The organism is Shewanella sp. BF02_Schw, from assembly GCF_014596695.2.
Lineage (GTDB): Bacteria > Pseudomonadota > Gammaproteobacteria > Enterobacterales > Shewanellaceae > Shewanella.
In genome coordinates, this window is sequence record NZ_JABKAW020000001.1 from 1,494,376 (window position 1) to 1,515,748 (window position 21,373).

The following is a 21,373-nucleotide window of genomic DNA, read 5'->3' on the forward strand; positions in this document are numbered from 1 at the left end:
AAAGTTGTGTCTTATTTGTCTTCTGCTGATTATGTCAACTAAAATGAATTAACACCACTGTTTATAAAAAATACTCTATTAAATTTTGACTTTCTGTAAGACTACATCATAATCTAAAGGACAAATGAGACAGCCTGGAGATTATAATGCCTATACCTGTAACCATTGCAGATGATTCGATGATGTCAAGAAAAGTAGTTAGGCGTGCACTCCCTGTTGATTGGGATGTTGAAATCACCGAAGCCAAAAATGGCAAAGAGGCAATTGAAGCGGTTGAAGCAGGCAAAGCAGAAGTGCTTTTTTTGGATTTAACTATGCCCGAACTGGACGGATTTGGTGTCCTAAGCTATTTACAGGAACATCATGCTAAAACAGTTGTTATTGTGATTAGCGCGGATATTCAACCCGAAGCTAAAAAATTAGTCGATCGACTAGGGGCATTTCGCTTTTTACATAAACCGCTACAAGCAGAGCAATTATCGCAGGCTTTATCTGACGTGGGGTTAATATGAATGACTATTTAAGTGAAGAACAGCGTGATGCTTTGCAGGAGCTAATGAACATTTCTATGGGGCAAGCAGCCAATTCTCTTGCGAGACTTATTGGCGCTAAGATTACACTTTCTATCCCTCAAATATCGTCAGTTACCCCTACAGAGTTTGTTGAGATGATCAACTTAGACACCATGTGGCATACCAGGCAGTCTTTTCTGGGTACAGTGAAAGGGGAAGTACTTTCCCTGCAATCCAAACAGGGCTGTGAAGCCATTGCTGAATTGATGGATTACGAATTGCCATTGTCTAACATTACCCAAGAAGAGTTATTACTGGAATTATCTAATATTCTTGCAGGGGCCTGCTTAAATGGTTTTGCACAACAATTAACACTGAATACAAAATTAAGTATGCCAACAGTATTTGACCCAACACTTCTTTCTGCGGGTCATTATCGCTGGGGCAACACATTATTAATGGAAGTTGAATTTAAAATAGAATCTAGTCGATTTGATTCTAAAATCATGATTTGTTTAGAAGCTGACTCAATTTCGATTGTTTTAACCAAATTAAATGAGTTATTGGAGTCATGATGGCAACAGAGTCCATGTTACAGAATCTAACCGCAAAACTTCCATTAGGTGTTTGTGTGCTTAATGATCAGTTTGAGATTGAGTATTGGAATGACTTTTTTGCCGATCGCCTCAAGATTAGCAGCGATGATGTTAGAGGGCTGAATTTATTAGAGATGTTTCCAGACCAAGCTACGTATTTAAAGAAAAAAATCAACAGTGTCTTTATATTAAATAATGCCAGTTTTTCTTATTGGGAACATAAGCCGCACGTTTTTGTGTTTGGCAGTAGCCGTCCAATTACGGGTGAAGAAACCTTGATGTATCAAAATATTGAGTTTCTACCATTGGATGTGTCTAATAATACGGTTAAAACAGTGTGTATGATTGTGCAAGATGTGACTGAACTTGCCAGTTATTATCAAGGCCAAAAAGGATTAACTCAACAACTGGCGCAAGAACATTCTGTTTTGCTAGAGTTAAACAATAAACTTGAAGCTGCACAGAATCAATTATTGCAATCAGAGAAAATGGCTGCAATTGGACAATTAGCCGCTGGTGTTGCGCATGAAATTAATAATCCGATTGGCTTCATCTTTTCAAATTTACAAATTTTACAAGATTACTCGAGTAAGCTACTAAAACTGGTTAGTTTTTATGAAAAAGTGATTGATAAAACCAAAAATCAAACTTTTATTAATCTTCAACAAGACATGCAACAACGCATGCAATATCCTTTTTTACGCGACGATATGCCAGATTTAGTCAGTGAATCTATCGAAGGTATTGAACGGGTAACCGATATAGTCAGAAGCTTGAAAGCATTTTCTCATGTTGATAGCAGTGAATGGGAAAACTGTAATGTCATTGATGGCATCGAAAGCACCTTAAAAATTGCCAATAGCCAATTTAAACACAAAATCGAAATTCATCGCGATTATCAAGAGTCTGTACCTCTATTGTTATGCCAGCCAATGCAACTGAATCAGGTATTTCTTAATATATTGGTCAATGCGGCACAAGCGATCGAAAATAAAGGCCACATTTATATCTCAGTGCGCGGCGATGATACTGAGGTCACTATTGAAATAAAACATACCGGCTGTGGTATTAGCGACAGCGCGATACGTAAAATATTTGAGCCTTTTTATACGACCAAACCCGTAGGTCAGGGCACTGGTTTAGGCCTGTCCTTGTCCTACAGTATCATTCAAAAACATAACGGTAAGATATCGGTTAGTTCGTCTGTGAATGTTGGCACGACTTTTACCATCATTTTGCCGTTATTACCGCCAGATGAAATTGATAAAACACATCTAAGCATCTGAATCTGTAATTAATTTATTTAAACTCGAATTGAATTTTTTGCATACGTCATGTAGGTTTTCTCCAGCCTTTAAGCCTATTTCGGCTTGTTTTGCTGATTCGCTGACATTATCTAACCCTAAGCAAGCACTGGTTCCTTTAATTTTGTGAAATAAATTCTTAACTTGATCGTGATCTGAACTTGATGCAAGTAAGATGAGTTGGTCGGGAATTGCTCGTAAACTATCTAGATACTCTAGGCGTAAGTTTTTAATTTCATTTAACATGTCTAACTCGTCTTGTGTTTTTACATCGTCGTTATCTGGTTTTGATGCTTTGGTTTGATGCTTGTCAAAACATCGAGTGATGGTTTGCAATAATTGCGTTTTATCAATGGGTTTGTTCAATACTTCATTGAAAGGCGAGACGGTATTCGGTGAGTGTTCTTCTTTAAATACGTCCGCACTTAATGAAATAATGGGTTTGGTAAAGTGCCTGTTTCTTAACATTTGGGCAGCCTGGTATCCGTCCATAATGGGCATTTGTTGATCCATGATAATAATATCTGGCTGATCTTTGTCGACGATATCAACAGCCTGCTTACCATTTTCAGCAAATAATATTTTCATCTTTAACGGTTTGACATAAACAGCAATGAGTTGGCGTATATCCTCTACATCATCAACAATAAGCAGTGTGCCGCCTAATACTCGTTGAGTAAATGTTGTCGAGTTAACGTGTTCTAGTGGCTTACTCATGGGTCTTGTATTGGTAGTAGGCAACGTTAGTGTGAAAGTGGATCCTTGACCCAATTTACTTTTCACGGTTAATAATAACCCCATGGCATCAGCGAGTTGTTTACTGATATACAATCCTAGGCCAGTGCCACCATAATCCCGGCTTATGCTTACGTCTGCTTGCTTAAATGCTGCAAATAGAGTGAGTTGTTGTTCATCACTCATTCCAATACCTTCATCTATGATTTGAACAGTACAAGTATTATCAGGTGATTTATGTGCTTTTAGTATAATCGTGCCATTGGCTGTAAATTTAACGGCATTACTGAGTAAATTAAGTAAAATTTGTTGTAGCCTAAAGGGATCAACCATGACATATAAGTCAGATATGTCCTCTATTGCGCACTGTATTGATAGCCCTTTAGATTTAGCAATTTGTGATGAACTATCAATTGAATTCACTAGAAAGTCTCTAAGGCCGATAGGCTGTAAATCAAACGTCATTTTACCTTCATCAATTTTAGCGGTATCTAAGATGTCGTTAATAACATTTTGTAGATGTAAGGTATTTTGCCGAATACGATTCAACACTTGTTGGGTTTCACCATTTGTGTGGTTAAGTAACTCTTCTGTGAATCCTTTTATGATAGTGATAGGCGTGCGTATCTCATGGCTCATATTCGCTAAAAAACGAGTCTTGATAGCTGCTAATTGATTTGCTCTGTCGCGCTCTTGTTCTAGTTGTAATGTTCTTTCTTTCACTCTGTCTTCTAATTGATTGTTCAACGCTTTGACTTCAGCCATTGAATTCATCATTGCTTCTCTTGAATTAATAACACGTTCATTAAGGTTATTTATACTTTGAGTCAGTATCTCAAATTCTCGCGCTGAATAGTTAAAATGCAGCGGTTGATTGATTCGTTTATCAGTGCCTAATTGATGTGTGAATTCTGTAATTTTTTCGAGTGTTTCCGTATAGTTATGCACTAAACGACCTGATAATGCCGTGATATATTTCAATACTAATAATGAAGATAGCATTGCGATACTAAGATAAATTAAATAGCGAACAACAAAAGGGGTTGTTTCTTGATAATGTATTGTTGACCAATTTAATTTATCTAATTGGCTTTTTACTAGGGGCTGTTGATCTTTGTTTGAATTTTGTGCGAAGAAGGTAATCTCGTATAATTCACTTCGCCAAAAACAAATACAACGAGATTACCATGCCCCGATTAATGCTCACTGATGAGATGTGGTCGAAGCTAAAAGCTATTCTGCTTGATGATAGAGTTTATAACAAGCAAGAGCATCGATTTACGATGGAAGGGATCCTTTACCGATTGCGTGTCGGCTGCCCTTGGCGAGATTTACCTGAATATTTTGGCTTATGGAATACCATTTACCGTCGTTTTTTACTGTGGTCAAGAAAAGGTATTTTACTCAGGCTGTTCAAAACATTATCGACTAATAGTGATACTGAATGGGAATTTATTGATGGAAGTTATGTAAAAGCACATCAACACAGTTCAGGTGCATCATCTGATGAAAATCAAGCAATTGGGCTAAGTCGTGGTGGTAATACAAGCAAAATCCATCTCGCGGTAGATAGCTATGGTTTACCGATAGAATTCATTGTTACAGGTGGAGAAGTTCATGATAGTAAAGCAGCTAATGCCCTTATTGAACTGTTGCCACAAAGTCATTTTATTATTGCAGACAAAGGCTACGACAGTGAAGCGATTAGAGATAAAGTGCGTGAATGTGGTTCCAAGCCAGTGATCCCTAGAAGACAAAATTCGAAGCAAGGAAATGGAGATATCGATTGGTGTTTATACAAATATCGGCATTTAGTTGAAAATGCTTTTGCTCGGCTTAAGCATTTTAGAGCGATAGCGACCCGCTATGATAAATTGAAAATTAATTTTGAAAGCCTGCTGGCTCTAGCTTGCTCTATAATTTGGCTGCCAATGTGAAAGATCAACAGCCCCTAGAATGTAATGAGCATCTGTTGTGAAAACAATGGATTTTGCCGTATTAAAAAACAACTGTTGCAGTAATGAGGGATGATATGGTTCAAATATTGCGTGTTCATTCCAAACATTGCCTAATTCCCCTAAGTGATTGCTTCCCCATATCTTTTTTGACTGTCGATCAAGTATAATCGTGTTTGGACTGATGTTATCAGTAAACGATAATGTTTTGGTGAGAGTGTCTAGAACGACCGAAACTTCGACCACGCCATCAAAAATACCGTTTAGATAAATAGGTGCACTCACGGCAAAAAGCAGGTCTTCTCCGAGGGCTCTACCTTTAAAACTCTCACTCACAAAGCTGGTATTAATTGTTTTGGGTTGACTGAAATAACTGCGGTCAGTAACAGACACATTGTTAATCGGTAGTTTCGATACACCAGCTTTGTAAAATTGCGTCACGATGCCATTTTTATCGGTCACCAATGTCGAGATAAATTCAGGTTCCTGGCCGTTAAGTGTTTGTAGAGTATGTGTATCTATATTTTTATGTCCTAAGCTGGCAACGAGCTCAGTATTACTGATATATCGTTCTATATGCCGCTGTATTTTTGACACAAACACATTTTGCTCATCTTGATAAAATTGTAGTTGCGATGATAAATGCAGTCCGATTGCTGCTTGCAAAATAAATGCAATCAATATTGTGCATGGCACTGCACTGTATAGTCCAATTCGGTGACTCAGTTGAAGACGCAAACTTTGCTGTTTTTGATTTAATGGGGTGATGGTGATGGTATTAAGCATCAATGCGGTTTTGGTACACAGGGCAAAAAGACAGCAATGTAACATGGTGGCAATGATCCATAACATCGTTGTACTTTTTAAAGAATCATTACCCAATAGGTAATCAAGGGCAAAGATTGATATGGAATATACACAAAATATAGGCCATAAAGACTGCTTAAGATTGAGCCTAAGCCACATAAGAAACATTAATTGTAAAACGCAATTACCAATAACTAATGGGCTTTCTAGTGGTAAGCAAACAATGATTAACGATAATAACGACCAAGTGAAACCTAATCGAAATAGTATAATTGAAAACGCAATATTACCCACAAGAAACGGCACAACAATGGGAATGTCAATTGCCATGGTATTAGCAATCAAGCCAAGTGATGTGGCGTAGATAAAAAACCACATGCGCCTTGTAGAAAATGCCTTTGAGAAAAACAGTTTTATTAACATGTTTTTCATAATAATTCACCGTTAAAACATATGTGGATAAATAGTAACAATGTAGATGCGATTATCGAGTTATACATTCTTTTGTTCTGCCTGATCAGGTCACTTTTCAACTTTCTCTGCTTTTATCAGTAACGTTTCTTTGTGTCTCTTTTCATAACTCTGTAAGTTATTGATTGTTTTAGTACAAAAGACATGTCCCTTTGGTAGTAATAGCATATGCTTACGATTATAGAGATTTTGACTAAGTCGCATACCAATAGATATTTCTCCTATGTGTATGCCATTTGAGAACTCTTCTTCAGAATAATGAATATTTTCTTTATTATTTTCATTACTAAATATTAACTTACCCAATGCTTCAACCACTTTTGGGTCGTATAAAATACCTTGTTGAAGCATTATCAGTTTATATACTTGTTCTTTTGTCGGCTCTTGAATATTTTTTTTAGGCAGAAATTCATGCCAAAAATCTCTAGCAACGGATAAAATTCGCGATCCTATGTGAATATTTTTGCCCGCTCTCTGTAAAGGCTCTCCGGTACCATTATATTGTTCATATTGACTAGCAATAATTTCACTCATTACAGATAAATGAACGGCAGGTGTTAAAATCTCTTCTGCAAATTGAGGATGACGCATAAAATGTTTTTGGTCAGCACTAGTCAGTTCATCATATGGCTTATTCAGGCAATAAGAAGGTAACCCTAATTTGCCTAGCTCGGAATATAATCCTGCTTTTGTAATAATTTCGACTCCAGGTGGAGTGATGCCTAATAGGTTAGCGATGTTATTGCAGGTTTCACTGATTTTAAGTGCAAACTGACCGTTTATTTCCGGATTGATACTAATTAAATTATAAAGCACTTCTAATGTGGCTTTCTGTTCATTACCTCGATTATTGGCCAAGGTTTTATATTGTTGTAAACTTTGTTTTAGTTGTTGGGTTCGTTGCTGTACCGTGTCTTCTAGATTGGTATTCAATTGTTTTAGTTGTTTATTTTGAACTGCAATTTTCTTTGTCAGTTCTTTATTTTTTTTAATTAGGCGATAAGTCTCTAGCCCCTCATTAACTTGTGCAAGTAGTTCAGTATTATCCCAAGGCTTTTGAATATAACGATGAATTTTACCGATATTAATGGCCGTAACAGTAGATTGAATATCCGAGTATCCAGTCATCAAAATACGATAACTGTCAGGCTGCATTACGGCTGCTTGTGCAAGAAACTCTGCACCTGTCATATTTGGCATTCGCATATCAGAAATGATCAGGTTCACTTTGTGTTGTTGCATTATTTCTAGTGCTTGTTTACCACTAGACGCTTGTAATAGTTGAACATTTGATGAAAAAAACACACGTTGTAAAGACTTTAAAATACTGGTCTCATCGTCTACACATAAAATTACAGGTAAATCTGCAGTTTCTAATTGTTTCATATGTTCCTAAATTTCCGATGTCTTCAATGTCTCATTTGTCTCATTGATTAAGTTATGCTATAAATGACAACTAATCAAGTTTTATGATGAGTGATAAAATATGAAAACGTTACGACCCAGTGTCATTGCGCAGTATTGTGATGTGCATCATAGGACTGTTAGTCGTTGGATTTCGCAAGGTCGGTTAAAAGGACATAAATTGCCGGGTAGGGGTAATTACCGAGTGCTACTGGACGATTTTATTTTGTTTTTACAACAACAAAAAATGCCAATGCCTGAAGAATTAATGAGTTACTGTGAGGATATAGAGACTAATTCCGACTCAGGTTCTGCATCACCAAAACGTATCTTAATTATTGATGATGAAACTGAAATTAGAAATGCAATACGCCGAGTTTTATCATCAAGCGGTTATTATTTCTCTTTTGCCGCAGATGGATTTCACGCGGGAGTTAAATTACTCAGTGATAAACCTGATTTGATTACACTTGACCTTGCAATGCCTAGTTTAGATGGTTTTGAAGTATTGCAATTTATCCGTCAACAGCCAGAATTAGCGGAATTAAAAATCCTTGTGTTGTCTGGATTCTCTGAACATGAATTGCAAAAAGCCTTAGATTTAGGTGCTGATGCGGTATTATCAAAACCGTTTGATAACGACAAGCTGCGATCTTTAGTCAACAGTCTTTTAATTAATGGGTAAAATTATGAAGCAAAAGCTACTCATTGTTGATGATGAACAGTCCATATTACGAGCGTTAAAAAGATTGTTCACGCGTGTAGGTTATCAAGTATTTATTGCTGATAACGGTAAAGAAGCCTTAGAGATCATGTCTAAAGAAGCATGTCCTGTCGTTATTTCAGATTATCGTATGCCTATGATGAATGGGTCTGATTTACTGCTAGCAATAAAATCTATGCAACCTAATACGGTGTGTATGGTGCTTAGTGGTTCGTCTGATTTTAATTCTATATTAACACTGCTTAACTCTCGTACTGTATTTCGTTTTTTACAAAAACCATGGGACGACAATGCACTTGTTATTGAGGTTGAGGAGGCCTTTTGTCAATACAACAGTAAACAACAGAGAAGTATTATTGCCGATCTACTCGCCAGCAGTGATGAAGCTGTAATCGAGCTTTTTCCACATGGTCAAATAGGTAGGTTCAATGGCTTATCTAAAAAGATACTTGCAATAAAAAACGAAAATACATTATTAAATGACCTGTTTCCGTATTGTACTGATCGTTGCATTGACTATTTATTTACCCCCAACGATGAACCCCCGATATTACAAACAACTCAAGGCGAAAATGTCATGTTTAGCCTTAAGCATGTGACCGATAATTCTAGATTTTTTTCCATTTCAATGGCGTCAGACTGTGATAATAATGTCCTTTGTGAGTCAAAAACGCTAATCGATCAAATAAGATTATTAAGCAATGCACAAACATTACTTGAGACAGATAAATCATTTGCTTTGGTGGCTATACATCTAAAAAATTATGGCTATTGGGCTGATATGCTTGGCGATATTGATTCTGTTGCATTATTTAATGAGATACACACAACATTAATAATGGAATGTGAAAGGTTTAATCACCGAATATCTGTATTACCGAATGAATATTTTGTAATCCTTATTGCTAACTATGAATCTGAGATTGAATTACACAGTCAACTAGATAATATTTTATCATCGTTTACTGGCAACAAATATGTTGAAAAAACCGTACGCATTGAATTTACGATTAGCTATTGCATTGCTCCAAACGATGGCGCAAGTGCACAGCAGTTATTCAGCAATGCATTGGTCAGTAACAGACTGCATATTAATGGAAATCCTCATTTTTACATGCGTTTTGACAACTCAATCATCGAGCAGAAACGCAAACAATTATTTACAAGTAAAGCCTTATATCATGCCATTGAAAATCAAGAGTTATTTTTAAACTTTCAACCTAAGTACGATTTAAGATTACGTAAAATTGCTAGTTGTGAAGTACTGTTACGCTGGAATAGTCCAGAGTTAGGAATGGTCTCTCCAGACGTATTTATTCCAATAGCGGAGCAAGAAGGGCAAATTATTGAAATAGGCTACTGGGTAATTGAAAAAACCTGTTTAGCGATTTCAAATTGGCTTAAAAACGGAATCGTTCTCGATCATGTTGCTGTTAATATTTCTGGAAAGCAATTATCTGAACCCGATTTTATACCAAGAGTCGAAGCGTTATTGAAAGGTTTCGATATCGACATGTCAATTCTCGAGTTTGAATTAACAGAGTCATGGTTGGTTGATAATATTGAAGAAAGTGCAGAGAAACTGGCTAGACTTAAAAAAGCAGGGATCAGTATTGCGATTGATGATTTCGGTACGGGCTATTCATCTTTGTCTTATTTATCAAAATTGCCAATCGATGTGCTTAAAATAGATCGGTCTTTAATCATCGACATTGCCAGTAATTTAAACACTCAAAGCATGATCGCTAACATTACTCGTATGGCCCATGATTTAGGTATGAAAGTGGTGGTTGAAGGAGTAGAGTATTTTGACCAAATTCCAATTCTTGAACGGCTGAATTGTGACATTATCCAAGGCTATGTTATTGCTCGCCCTCAAATAGAGGAGCAGTTTATTTCTTTAATTTCTGATCCTAATTTTTCAGTTGCCAGATTAATGGGTGATTTATGAAAACATTAACTGTACTGTTTATTGATGACGATATTTTTATGCTTAAAGCGCTAAATAGAGTCGCAAGTCGTCTCAAACCACATTGGCAATTTTATTTATGCAGTGATCCACTTCATTGGCAGCAGGCTTTGCCTGATGGGGCCATTGTCGATACCGTGATTTGTGATTACTTAATGCCAGATATTAATGGTGATGAGCTGCTAAAACAGGTTTCTCAAATAATGCCGTCGGCATTACGGGTGTTATTAACCGGTGACACCGCCGAGGATGTTGTGTCTAAAGTAACAGAAATTGCCCATTTTGTGTTGAAAAAACCTTTTACACAACAAGACATAAATGATGTTTTTTGCTCATTAGAACACTTAAATACCCTAGATATAGAACAACCTTTACGAAATAAACTGGGTCGTATCGGGTACTTTTTTGCATTACCAGATATCGCGAGACAAATTCAGTCTATGTTCGCCAATGAAGAAGTTGATATCTCTCATGCCGCGGACATAATTCACCAAGAAAGTGTTATCGCTGCCAAGCTGATACAAATCGCAAACTCAGCTTTCTTAGGCTACAGCCGCAAGACTGTGAGTTTGGAAGAGGCCGTAAAACGTTTAGGTCTTAAAATGACTGAAACGATCGTTGTTAGTATGGTTGTTGATCAAGCATTAGCCTTAAGAGTGCCAGAAAAAGCACATAAAAAAATTAATGAATGGTCATTTAATTATTCTCGATTATGTCGTCAGTTAAGTAAGTCGATGGGATTTAGCGTTGAGCAGCAAGATGTTGTTTTTATAGCTGCTTTACTCAGTGGTATTGGTCATTTAGTGCTAATGTCTGAAACAAACGAGCATGTTGATTTTGATTCAAATGACACTCATATCATGCTTGCAGATGCGACTGTCTTGACGGTTTATATCTTGACACTTTGGGGTTACCCACTTGATCTATGTGAACTGATTTTAATGCAAGATAAACCGGATTTTAATACCACTGGATTAAACGTGAATACTCTGGGATTAATTTTGTATGTTGTCAATTTATCATTAACTCATCAACTCGATGAACCGTCAAAAAATGAGCTGTTAAATTTAGTTGTCGATGTCGATATTAGGCAATGGATCAGCAACTCTTAGTGTATAAAATTGATTGAACAGTATTTAGGTTTATTAGGTGAACATATCAATTTACTGCAAGAACACAGTTTGATGGATAATTACCTGCAGTGTTAATTAAACGGCAATATATAAGGGGCATGCCCTTATATATTGCGTGAAAAAATATAGTTGGCATTTAAGCTCAATCATTACCTATATGAATGTCAATTTTTCTCTATGCGAGTATTTGTTGCCGCAATAATCATTTTGTTTCTAAGCCATTTGTTAGCCGGTTCTTTGTCGACGTTAACATGCCAATATAAATGCACGCCAATATCAGGTAATTCCACTGGCATAGGGTAAATAGCAATATCAAGCATCTTGCTATACATAGCTGCGGCGGTTTTAGGTAATGTGAGCAACATATCGTTATTTAAGATGACTTGGCACGCTGATAAAGCATGCTGGCAACGTAATGAGATTTTACGATGCAAACCAATGCGAGAAAGTTCAAAATCTTCCAAGCTAGGGCCCGTTGAGCGAGATGAAACTAGCACGTGATCTAACCGAAGGTAAGTATCTAAATCAAGTTCTGGTGTAATAGCTGGGTGGTTTTTACGAGCAACAACAACCAGTTGGTCTACTTCTAATTGGGTGTGCATAATGTTATTGCTGACAGGGATTAGGGTATCAATTGCCAAATCAATATCACCGCTGGCAAGTTTGTTTTCGAGTTCCGTTCGTCTGACCCTTTTATTACTGCGTAAATTGATTGCCGGAGACTCTAACGACAAACTTTGCTGCAATATCGGTAAATAGTAGGGTTCTAACGAGCCATGTAATGACAGTGAAAAACTCTTACGTGAGGTTAAGGGTTCAAACTGCCGCGATTGTACTAAACACACCTGTAGTTGATGTAATGCTTCGCGCACGTCATCAATGACATTCTTTGCCACCGGTGTTGGCCGCATTTCATTGCCTTGCCTGATAAACAAAGCATCATCAAAATGAGTGCGTAATTTACCTAATGAATGACTCACTGCTGGTTGCGATAAATTTAGCACTGACGCTGCTTTGGTTATGTTTCCTTCACAATAAATCGCATCGAAAACCACAAACAAATTCAAATCAATTTTCATACTCACTCCAGTGATCTCACGGTGTACGTTGAGAGCACCTCAACTCATATCTGCTATTTTTGATCTAACATCTACTATTTAAATTATAAATAGTAGGGTATTAGAACTATTCATTTGTTCAATTTAGATGTTGCTATTAGCATAGTCAAGTAGATTCGGTGCAGTACAAAAAATAGCTAAATATACGCTAAAAGTATTCATTATTAACATCTACTACAGATATTCGAAAATAATTCAATATTGCTTTCAAGGTTGTTAAACCTAGATTAACGACAATCTAAACAATGAGTTAAACAGTGAGTTAATTTTTTACTTTTGTATTGAACCATCATTTTAATCAGTTAGAGACCTAATATGGCAGCAATTTATTTGATTCGACACGGGCAGGCATCTTTTGGAAGCACTGATTACGATCAACTGTCAGATAAAGGTAGCCAGCAAGCGACAATATTAGGTCAGTACTGGCGCGCTAGGGCTATCCCCAGCAAGTTTTATAGTGGTGATTTATTGCGTCATGGCCAAACGTTAACCAGCTTTGTAAAAGGATACCAAGGTGAATCAACACCCATGATTATCCATTCTGGCTTTAATGAATTTGACCATGTAGATATTTTAAAAAAGTACAATGACCAGTGGCAAAACTTTGCAGAAATGAGTCTAGAAATTAGTCAACGTAATGAACCGAATAAAACGCTACAAAAAGAATTTTCTCAAGCACTCAGTCGTTGGATTGCTGGTGATAAAGATCATGAATACAAAGAGAGTTGGCCACAATTTAAAGCGCGTTGTATTCGGGCTCTGCACAATATTATTGAACAAGAATTAGCAAAAAAGCGTGAGATTACTACTGCTGGAAATAACACAAAAAAATCAAAAGACATTTTAGTGTTTACTTCAGGAGGGACTATTTCAGCAATCGTGCAACACATTTTACAATTGAACGATCAGCAAACATTAGCCTTGAATCAGCAGGCTAGAAATACAGGTGTCACTAAACTGTTATTTTCTGAAAACATGTTGAGTGTTGATTATTTTAATAACTACAGTCACTTAGAGCAGGCTGGCGACGACTGGGTAACCTTTAGGTAATCACGAGGCTCTTTAGCGCTTTGAACCATTAATCAAAAATATAAAGGAAAAAACATGAACAATGTCAATTTGTTTGATTTAACAGGGAAGGTTGCCTTAGTGACTGGTGCAAGTCGTGGTATTGGCGAAAGTGTTGCCAAACTATTAGCTCAGTACGGTGCTCATGTGATTGTATCAAGTCGAAAAATTGAAGCTTGCCAGATAGTGGTTGATGAGATTGTTAAAGCCGGCGGCAGTGCACAAGCCATCGCGTGTCACATTGGCGACATGGATCAAATTGATGCTATTTTTGCAGCCATTACAGAGCAACATGGCAAACTAGATATTCTGGTCAATAACGCTGCGGCTAACCCATATTTTGGTCACATTATTGATACAGACTTAATCGCCTTTCAAAAAACCGTCGACGTTAACATTCGTGGTTACTTCTTTATGTCGACTAAAGGCGCAAAATTAATGAAAGACAGTGGCGGTGGTTCAATCATTAACGTGGCGTCTGTTAATGGTGTTATCCCAGGAGATTTCCAAGGTATTTACTCTATTACTAAAGCGGCTGTTATTTCAATGACACAAGCATTCGCTAAAGAATGTGCCCAATTCAATATCCGCGTGAATGCTCTATTACCCGGCGGAACAGATACCAAGTTTGCTTCTGCGTTAGTTGATAACCCAGCCATTTTGAAACAAATGATGCACCACGTGCCTATGAAGCGTGTGGCTCAGCCAGATGAAATGGCCGGCACTGTGTTGTATCTCGCATCTAACGCATCAAGTTACACCACAGGTACCGCCATCAATGTCGACGGCGGTTATCTGATTGGGTAATAGATTGATTAGTATAAGAAAAAAATAGATAAAAAACTATAACACGCTAGGACATCCACATGAACAGTGACAAAAATACCAGCATCGATAAGTTATTTGAATCATTTAACACTAAATCGCTGTCACTCAAAAACAAAACCGTTATGGCACCAATGACACGTGCGTTTTCACCAAACTATGTTCCTAATAAAGATGTTGCAGCATATTACCGCAGACGTGCTGAGGGTGACGTGGGATTAATTATCACCGAAGGCACCTTTATTTCTCATAAAGCGGCCAACGGTTATGAAAATGTACCTGCAATTTTTGGCGAAGCAGCATTAGCAGGCTGGAAACACGTAGTGGATGAAGTGCACGCCGCAGGTGGCAAAATTGCTCCACAGCTTTGGCATGTGGGTTCAGTAAGAAAACCTGGAATTGGACCAGATAAAGAAGCACCAGCCTATAGCCCATCAGGTTTATATAAACCCGGTGCTAAAAACGGCGTCGCAATGACCCAGGATGATATTAATGAAGTGGTTGCCTCTTTTGCACAAGCCGCATTAGATGCCAAAAACATTGGCTTTGATGCCATTGAAGTACACGGCGCGCACGGTTACTTAGTGGATCAGTTCTTTTGGGAAGGCACTAACCAACGTGATGACCAATACGGTGGTTCGTTAGAAAATCGAACTCGCTTTGGCGTTGAAATTGTTAAAGCCATTCGCGCCGCAGTGGGTGAGGAGTTTACGATTATCTTCCGCTTTTCACAGTGGAAACAACAAGATTACAGTGCAAAACTGTGTCAAACCCCTGAAGAGTTAGCCACCTTTTTAGGTTTGCTAAGCGATGCTGGCGTCGATATTTTTCATGCAAGTACACGCCGATTCTGGGTACCAGAGTTTGAAGGTTCAGATCTTAACTTAGCAGGTTGGACCAAAAAGCTCACTAATAAGCCCGTCATTACCGTTGGCAATGTGGGGTTAGACGCTGACTTTATTGGTGAAGGCAATGCCGATTTATCTGGCACGTCTAATCCAACTGGCATTGATGAGTTATTAGTGCGTTTAAATAATGACGAATTTGATTTAGTCGCAGTTGGCCGAGCCTTGTTAGTCGATCCGCAGTGGGTCAATAAAATTAAACACAAAGCCATCGCGGAGATTAAACCGTTTAACAAAAAATCATTAACGTCACTCAGTTAACGTTTGCTGATGTGCTTGAGTCTTAATTGAAATATTAAGCCTCACTCTAGCACTGTTATTACACCGTAATGACCAATAGAAGGGTAGAACATGAATTTTGAATACAGTGAAAAAGTTCAAGCATTAATCAAACGTGTAACCGATTTTATGGATTTGAACGTGTTTCCGGTTGAAGAAGAAATGCACCGACAGGTAGAGCTTGATCCTTGGTCAACGCCTTCGTTAATGGAAGAATTAAAAGCCAAAGCGAAAGCAGAAGGATTGTGGAATTTATTTCTGCCTGTGGCGTACGGCAAATACAGTGCAGGATTGACCAATTTAGAATATGCACCACTGGCTGAAATTATGGGCAAAGTGATGTGGGCATCTGAAGTGTTTAACTGTGCGGCACCCGATACCGGCAATATGGAAGTATTGGCTAAATACGGTAATGAAGCACAGAAAAAACAATGGCTAGAGCCATTGCTGGAAGGCAAAATTCGATCCGCATTTGCGATGACAGAACCAGAAGTTGCCTCAAGTGATGCGACTAATATTGAGTTAAGCATTGAACGTGATGGTGACGAGTATGTCATTAATGGCCGCAAGTTTTACATCAGTGGCGCGTGTCGTAAGCAATGCGAAATTATGATTGTGATGGGCAAAACAGACCCAACCAACAGCAATCGTTACATTCAACAATCACAAGTGCTTGTGCCAATGAACACCCCAGGCGTGACGTTAGTGCGGCCAATGAAAGTGTTTGGTTATAACGATGCGCCTGAAGGTCATGGCGAAGTGACATTTACCAATGTCCGCGTGCCGGTTGAAAATATTATTGTTGCTGAAGGTAAAGGTTTTGAAATTGCCCAAGGCCGCCTTGGACCTGGACGTATTCATCACTGCATGCGTTCAGTTGGTATCGCTCAGCGCGCATTAGATTTAATGTGTAAACGCGTTGGAGAACGTATTGTGTTTGGTCAACCGATGATCAAGCAACAGTCGGTTCGTGAAGACATTGCTAAATCTGCCTGCCAGATTGAACAAGCCCGCTTAATGACCTTAAAAGCGGCGCAAAAAATGGATACCGACGGCAATAAAGCCGCCAAAGAACTGATTGCAATGATCAAAATTGTCGCGCCGAATATGTCACTTGATGTGATTGACCGTGCTATTCAGTGCCATGGTGCTGTGGGTGTGAGTCAAGACACCTTCTTAGCACACGCATGGGCTGGACAACGTACTTTGCGTTTAGCCGATGGTCCAGACCAAGTGCATATGATGCAGTTAGGCCGTGATTTAGTGAAAAAGATTGCAGAGTAATTCAATAAGTCGCAGATATCAGCAACATATTGAAACGCATAACTGCGTTTCAATCTAAATGCCGTGTCACCGATCAGATGGCAATCATTTATGAGCATTGATTGCTAAACATTGAGTCATAAAAATTGGATCGTAAACACTGATTCAAGCTGACTAATTTTAATGACTGCGATCCAATGACTGCAATCTAATGACTAAGAATAACAACAAGAGTATTGCTAAATGCCCCAAGTATTATCAATTAATAATGAACAGCTGACTGCTTACTTAGAAAATCAAGTTGAGGGTTTTGAAGGCCCGATTACCTTAGAAAAGTTTGCCGGCGGTCAGTCTAATCCAACATTTAAAGTCACCGCAAAATCGGGTGTGTATGTATTACGCCGTCAACCTTCAGGCAAGTTATTAAAGTCTGCTCATGCGGTTGACCGAGAGTATCGGGTTCTTAATGCATTAAAAGACAGCGAAGTTCCGGTCGCAAAAGTATTCCATCTGTGTGAAGACATCTCTGTTATCGGTTCGATGTTTTACTTAATGGAATATTGCGATGGCACCGTTTATTGGAGCGCATCGTTAGCTGAGATTGGCACCAATGAGCGCCGCTCAGCCATGTATAACGAAATGAACCGAGTATTAGCTGCATTGCACAGTGTTGATGTGAATGCGGTTGGCTTAACTGATTATGGTAAAGCAGGAAATTATTTTGAGCGTCAATTAACTCGCTGGACATCACAGTATCGGTTGACCGAGCTAAAAAAAATACCCGCGATGGACCAGCTAAGCCAGTGGCTTGAAGATAATTTACCCGAAGATGATGGCCGAGTGTGTTTAGTCCATGGCGACTTTAGATTAGACAACATGATGTTTGCCAAAGATGAGCCACAGGTTATTGCGTTGCTCGACTGGGAATTATCGACATTAGGTCATCCATATGCCGACCTTGCTTATCAATGCATGCAATTACGTATGCCAGCAGGAATGGGCAGTATTGACGGTTTAAAAGACGTCGACCGTGGCAGCTTAGGCATTCCGACTGAACAAGAATATGTCGATTTATATTGCCACCGCATGGGCATTGAACGGATTGAAAACTGGGTGTTTTATCTTGCGTTTAGTTTCTTCCGTTTAGCGGCAATTGCCCAAGGAGTGGCAAAACGCGCTGCAGAAGGCAATGCATCAAATGAACATGCTAATAAAGTCGGATCGTTCGTTGAACCGCTGGCACAAATGGCGTTGCAGGTTGTCGCACAAGAGAAATAACAGCGTTCTATCAACGACATCTACCGTGATAACGCGACGTTAACACTCATTTTAATCTTTAATACTTAATACTTAATACTTAAGATTTAAGCTAAAAACAAAATGATAAAAAATTGATAAACAGACACTCAATATAACAATAAGACCATCAATTACAGGAGTTACTCGCATGGATCCATTATTAGACTTTACGGGCAAAGTCGCCGTTATTACAGGCGCCGCACAAGGTTTTGGTAAATTATTGGCCGAAGAGTTAGCCAAACGTGGCGCTAAGTTAGTCATCAGTGACATTAACGAAGCTGGCGTGCATCAAGTGGCAGATTCTATTGCCGCGACCGGTGCTGAAGTGGTCGCAATGAAATGCGATGTGTCCAAAAATGAATCTTGTAAAGCGATGGTCGATACCGCGATTGAATATTTTGGTCGAGTGGATATTGGCGTCAATAATGCCGGTATCGCGCACGAGTTTATGCCGCTGCATCACATTGAAGAATCCATTATGGACAGCCAATTTGCTGTCAACGTCAAAGGTGTGCAATTTGGCATGCGTCATCAAATACAACAAATGCTTAAACAAGGCGAGGGCGCTATTCTCAATGTCAGTTCAATGGCCGGTTTAGGTGGCGCTGCTCGAGGCAGTGCTTATTCTATGGCAAAACATGCTGTTATTGGCTTAACCAAGACGGGTGCAGTTGAATACGGCCGCGAGAATATTCGTATTAATGCAATATGCCCATTCTTTACCCTAACGCCGATGGTGACCAACTTTGCTGACGAAGAAAAGCAAAAGAAAATGGCCCGTGGCGCGCCAATGAATCGTTTAGGTGAGCCAAAAGAAATCGTCGCGGTGATGTTAATGATGTTATCACCCGCCAACACCTATATGACAGGACAATGCATTGCGGTTGATGGCGGCGTGTCAGCGTTTTAAGCCTCAGTGGGCAGTCAGCAAATATTTGTCACTATCCATTTAACAATACATTGTGAGCAGATGTCATGACATTTGCTCAGTAACAAGATAAGAAGAGACTATTATGCCTGCAACGTTAATGAATGAACGCGATCTTGAATTTATGCTTTACGAACTGTTTGACAGTGAAGCGTTAACGAGCCGAGCGCGTTATCAAGATCACGATCGCCAGACCTTCAATGAAGTCGTCACCACGGCTAAAGCGATCGCAGAAAAATACTTTCTTCCTATCCGTCAAAAACTTGATACTCATCAACCAACATTTGATGGTAAAAAAGTGCATATCATCCCAGAGCTTAAAACCGCAATCGATGCGGTTAACGAGTCTGGTATTGGTGCTGCAACAGCTGATTATGATTTGGGTGGTATGCAATTACCCCCGATTATCGCCAGTGCAGCAGCCTCATTTTTGAGTGTGGCTGGCGGTGTGGGTATGGGTTACAACATGTTAACCACAGCCAACGCCAACTTGTTGCAAGCACATGGCAGTCAAGCACTGATTAACACTTGGGTTAAACCCATGCGTGAAGGCCGTTTTATGGGCACCATGGCCATGACGGAACCGGGCAGTGGCTCAGCGTTAGGCGACTTAATTACCAAAGCGGTAAAGTCGGACGACGGTACTTATCGCATTACTGGCAATAAAATTTATATTTCAGGCGGAGACCATGATTTAAGCGAGAATATCGTTCATTTGGTGTTAGCACGAATTCAAGGCGCACCAAAAGGTGTTAAAGGTATTTCGTTATTTGTGGTACCTAAGTTTTTGCTTAATCAAGATGGTTCCGTCGGTGAAGACAATGAAGTGGCTCTCGCTGGGCTATTTCATAAAATGGGTGGCCGCGCGCAAACGTCTACTGCACTGAGTTTTGGTGAGAAAAATGGTTCAATTGGTTATTTAGTCGGTGAAGAACATTGCGGTTTAAAGTACATGTTCCACATGATGAATGAAGCTCGCATTATGGTGGGTACCAGTGGTGCGGTATTGGCTGTGGCCGGTTATCAATATTCAGTCGATTACGCTAAAAACCGTCCGCAGGGTCGACTTCCCTCGTGTAAAGACCCGCAATCCCCAATGGTCAACATCATTGAACATGCTGATGTAAAACGCATGTTATTAGCACAAAAAGCTTATGCCGAAGGGGCAATGGCGTTAGTGTTGTATGGGACTCAATTAAGTGATGACGAGCGTACTGCAGACACAGTTGAACAACGTGAGCATGCCCATACCTTATTAGATTTTTTAACCCCAATCATTAAAACCTGGCCATCTGAATATGGCCCTAAAGCTAACTCTTATGCTATTCAAGTTATGGGCGGGCATGGTTACATCAATGAGCATCCAGTTGAGATGTTCTATCGTGATAACCGTTTAAATCCGATTCATGAAGGCACCACGGGAATACAATCATTAGATTTGATTACCCGTAAAGTGCCGATGAATAAGATGCAGGGTTATAAAGCTACCCTGCATGAAATTGCCCAAACCATTGAGCAAGCCAAACAATACGACAGCTTGAGCGAATATACCCAGAAGCTAAGCGAAGCGGTAGAGACGTTAACGCTGACAACTGAAGCGGTACTCAACGGCATGGCGACGAAGAACATCGACTTAGCCTTAGCCAACTCAGTTAAGTATTTAGAGTTGTTTGGCCATGTGATTATTGCGTGGTTATGGCTTAAGCAAAGTATGGTTGCCACCAAAGCCTTAGCACAGCAACCGCATCAAGCAGATGAGTTTTTCTATAAAGGTAAGTTACAGGCATCGCAGTATTTCTATCGCTTTGAATTACCCAAAATTGCGGTGTGGTCATCTCTGTTGATGAGTACTGACAGTACCAGTTTTGACATGCAAGCCGACTGGTTTTAACCTAAATTGAATGATGTCCAAGTTGGTCATAGTCATCATAGGTTATCACTGACTGAGCTGAGTTATTTATACGTAGGTCGATTCCCTAGATGAGTATTACCAGTCAGACTTTGCCTATAGTTGGATTTTGATTCGCGAGGTAATTTCTCAATTCTAGCTAGTATAAATCCTTTATTATTAACGCATT

18 protein-coding genes are annotated in these 21,373 nt (G+C 39.1%); 14 read left to right on the top strand and 4 right to left on the bottom strand.

Features of this window, described 5'->3' with window-relative positions; translation table 11 throughout:
• Positions 1–146: 146 nt before the first annotated feature.
• From HNW13_RS06625 to HNW13_RS06635, 3 genes are read left to right on the top strand one after another with little or no spacing between them, the layout of a single operon-like run.
• Complete coding sequence (locus tag HNW13_RS06625; RefSeq protein ID WP_162023171.1) at positions 147–512, top strand: response regulator; 366 nt, start codon at positions 147–149, stop codon at positions 510–512.
• A complete protein-coding gene (locus HNW13_RS06630; protein ID WP_101087163.1) occupies positions 509–1,087 on the top strand; it encodes a chemotaxis protein CheC in 579 nt (192 codons plus the stop codon). Before HNW13_RS06625 ends, HNW13_RS06630 begins: the two co-directional genes overlap by 4 nt.
• The gene (locus HNW13_RS06635) at positions 1,087–2,394 is read left to right on the top strand and encodes an ATP-binding protein (protein ID WP_192115167.1); all 1,308 of its coding nucleotides are present in this window, start codon (positions 1,087–1,089) and stop codon (positions 2,392–2,394) included. The genes HNW13_RS06630 and HNW13_RS06635 overlap by 1 nt, the downstream gene beginning before the upstream one ends.
• Here HNW13_RS06635 and HNW13_RS06640 read toward each other — a convergent pair.
• Positions 2,383–4,149, bottom strand: coding sequence for an ATP-binding protein (locus tag HNW13_RS06640; protein WP_192114960.1), 1,767 nt, complete (start codon positions 4,147–4,149; stop codon positions 2,383–2,385). The two genes, HNW13_RS06635 and HNW13_RS06640, sit on opposite strands and share 12 nt — an antisense overlap.
• A gap of 185 nt (positions 4,150–4,334) precedes the next feature.
• Between HNW13_RS06640 and HNW13_RS06645 the strand changes: the two genes are divergently transcribed.
• Positions 4,335–5,084 (top strand): IS5 family transposase, encoded by a 750-nt coding sequence (locus tag HNW13_RS06645; RefSeq protein ID WP_124011573.1) that lies wholly within the window; start codon positions 4,335–4,337, stop codon positions 5,082–5,084.
• On the opposite strand, the gene HNW13_RS06650 is transcribed toward HNW13_RS06645, so the two are convergent.
• Complete coding sequence (locus HNW13_RS06650) at positions 5,052–6,341, bottom strand: hypothetical protein (RefSeq protein WP_192114959.1); 1,290 nt, start codon at positions 6,339–6,341, stop codon at positions 5,052–5,054. The two genes, HNW13_RS06645 and HNW13_RS06650, sit on opposite strands and share 33 nt — an antisense overlap.
• Before the next feature lie 90 nt (positions 6,342–6,431).
• Positions 6,432–7,766, bottom strand: a complete 1,335-nt coding sequence (locus tag HNW13_RS06655) for an HD domain-containing phosphohydrolase (RefSeq protein ID WP_192114958.1) — start codon at positions 7,764–7,766, stop codon at positions 6,432–6,434.
• Between the two features lie 100 nt (positions 7,767–7,866).
• Here HNW13_RS06655 and HNW13_RS06660 point away from each other — a divergent pair, with 100 nt between their 5' ends.
• The 3 genes from HNW13_RS06660 to HNW13_RS06670 are packed head-to-tail and all read left to right on the top strand — an operon-like array spanning position 7,867 to position 11,589.
• Positions 7,867–8,469 (top strand): response regulator, encoded by a 603-nt coding sequence (locus HNW13_RS06660; RefSeq protein ID WP_192114957.1) that lies wholly within the window; start codon positions 7,867–7,869, stop codon positions 8,467–8,469.
• A gap of 4 nt (positions 8,470–8,473) precedes the next feature.
• The gene (locus HNW13_RS06665) at positions 8,474–10,459 is read left to right on the top strand and encodes an EAL domain-containing protein (protein WP_192114956.1); all 1,986 of its coding nucleotides are present in this window, start codon (positions 8,474–8,476) and stop codon (positions 10,457–10,459) included.
• The gene (locus HNW13_RS06670; protein WP_192114955.1) at positions 10,456–11,589 is read left to right on the top strand and encodes an HDOD domain-containing protein; all 1,134 of its coding nucleotides are present in this window, start codon (positions 10,456–10,458) and stop codon (positions 11,587–11,589) included. The genes HNW13_RS06665 and HNW13_RS06670 overlap by 4 nt, the downstream gene beginning before the upstream one ends.
• Positions 11,590–11,774: 185 nt before the next feature.
• On the opposite strand, the gene HNW13_RS06675 is transcribed toward HNW13_RS06670, so the two are convergent.
• The gene (locus tag HNW13_RS06675; RefSeq protein ID WP_101087170.1) at positions 11,775–12,689 is read right to left on the bottom strand and encodes a LysR family transcriptional regulator; all 915 of its coding nucleotides are present in this window, start codon (positions 12,687–12,689) and stop codon (positions 11,775–11,777) included.
• A gap of 354 nt (positions 12,690–13,043) precedes the next feature.
• Here HNW13_RS06675 and HNW13_RS06680 point away from each other — a divergent pair, with 354 nt between their 5' ends.
• From HNW13_RS06680 to HNW13_RS06710, 7 genes are all read left to right on the top strand, one after another.
• Entirely contained in the window at positions 13,044–13,778 is a 735-nt protein-coding gene (locus HNW13_RS06680; protein ID WP_101087171.1) for a histidine phosphatase family protein, read from the top strand.
• Between the two features lie 54 nt (positions 13,779–13,832).
• On the top strand, positions 13,833–14,603 hold the full coding sequence (locus HNW13_RS06685) for an SDR family oxidoreductase (protein ID WP_192114954.1): 771 nt from the start codon (positions 13,833–13,835) through the stop codon (positions 14,601–14,603).
• Positions 14,604–14,662: 59 nt separating this feature from the next.
• Positions 14,663–15,787: an NADH:flavin oxidoreductase gene (locus HNW13_RS06690; protein ID WP_192114953.1), complete on the top strand. Its 1,125-nt coding sequence runs from the start codon at positions 14,663–14,665 to the stop codon at positions 15,785–15,787.
• Positions 15,788–15,877: 90 nt separating this feature from the next.
• Entirely contained in the window at positions 15,878–17,089 is a 1,212-nt protein-coding gene (locus tag HNW13_RS06695; protein ID WP_192114952.1) for an acyl-CoA dehydrogenase family protein, read from the top strand.
• A gap of 222 nt (positions 17,090–17,311) precedes the next feature.
• Positions 17,312–18,346, top strand: a complete 1,035-nt coding sequence (locus HNW13_RS06700; protein ID WP_192114951.1) for a phosphotransferase family protein — start codon at positions 17,312–17,314, stop codon at positions 18,344–18,346.
• A 169-nt stretch (positions 18,347–18,515) separates the two neighbouring features.
• Positions 18,516–19,277, top strand: a complete 762-nt coding sequence (locus HNW13_RS06705; protein WP_182743440.1) for an SDR family oxidoreductase — start codon at positions 18,516–18,518, stop codon at positions 19,275–19,277.
• Positions 19,278–19,380: 103 nt separating this feature from the next.
• Positions 19,381–21,186 (top strand): acyl-CoA dehydrogenase, encoded by a 1,806-nt coding sequence (locus tag HNW13_RS06710; protein WP_101087177.1) that lies wholly within the window; start codon positions 19,381–19,383, stop codon positions 21,184–21,186.
• Positions 21,187–21,373 lie beyond the last annotated feature (187 nt).